This window comes from Vibrio sp. 1401, assembly GCF_033340295.1.
Map to the genome: position 1 here is coordinate 1 of NZ_JAWOWF010000135.1, position 1,084 is coordinate 1,084.

Consider the following 1,084-nt stretch of genomic DNA (forward strand, 5'->3'; position numbering starts at 1 on the left):
TATACTCCGGTTGCAATGGATTGGCTCAATGGCCGCCGAACCCCTTACGCAAACCAGCGGCTTAAAGGTGCGATTTGTGACTTAAACCTTGGTAGCTCATCGCCTGCAATTTTCTCCGCACTCGTAGAATCCACTGCGCATGGCGCAAAAGCGATCGTCGATTGCTTTATAGAACAAGATGTCACTGTCGAACGCGTCATCGCCATTGGTGGCATTGCGCAAAAATCCCCTTACGTGATGCAAATGTGCGCCGATGTGATTGGTCGCGACATCATCGTGGTCGAATCAGATCAATGTTGCGCATTGGGGGCAGCAATTTTTGCAGCCGTCGCAGCTGGCGTTTACCCGACGACTAAATCAGCACAAGCCGTGATGGCAAGTCCTGTTCGTCAAACCTACTCACCAACACCAAAAGTGCAAACATTGCGAGCACAGCGTTACGCGACGTATCGCGAGCTTGGGCAACACATGGAGCAGATTGCGGAGTTTCACCAATCGCAGGAGCGTGAAGATGTCTGAACAAACCGTCTGGAATGATGCGAACTCATTAGTCGAACGAATCAAAACGCTGCGTCACCAAGTCTGGCAAGCCAATATGGATTTACAACGCCATAACCTTGTGACGTTCACATGGGGCAATGTGTCAGGCATCGATAGAGAATCTGGGTTGATTGTTATCAAACCTAGCGGTGTTGAGTACTGCGAACTGAATGCTGAAAACATGGTGGTGGTCGATCTGCACGGCCAAGTGGTTGAAGGGAAACTCAACCCATCTTCCGACACAGCCACGCATCTAGAGCTTTATCGCCATTTCCCGGAGATTGGCGGCATCGTTCACACCCACTCTCCTCAGGCAACGGCATGGGCACAAGCAGGCAGAGCCATTCCCGCGTTGGGCACAACTCATGCGGATTATTTCTACGGACAAATTGCGTGCACTCGCGCCTTGAGCGACGAAGAGATCGCACACAACTACGAGCTCAACACTGGCAAAGTCATCGTCGAAACCATCGGTGATTCAAACGTTATGGCGTCACCCGGCATTTTGGTCAAAGAACACGCACCTTTTACTTGGGGGAAAAGC

Annotated in this window: 2 protein-coding genes; both read left to right on the forward strand. The window is 51.2% G+C overall.

Going from position 1 to position 1,084, the window contains the following annotated elements; translation table 11 throughout:
• The coding region (locus tag R7Z77_RS24090) for an FGGY-family carbohydrate kinase (RefSeq protein ID WP_318136891.1) at positions 1 to 519 on the forward strand (519 nt) is incomplete at its 5' end.
• A partial coding sequence (araD, locus tag R7Z77_RS24095) for an L-ribulose-5-phosphate 4-epimerase AraD (protein WP_318136892.1) occupies positions 512 to 1,084 on the forward strand: 573 nt, incomplete at its 3' end. The genes R7Z77_RS24090 and araD, both read left to right, overlap by 8 nt.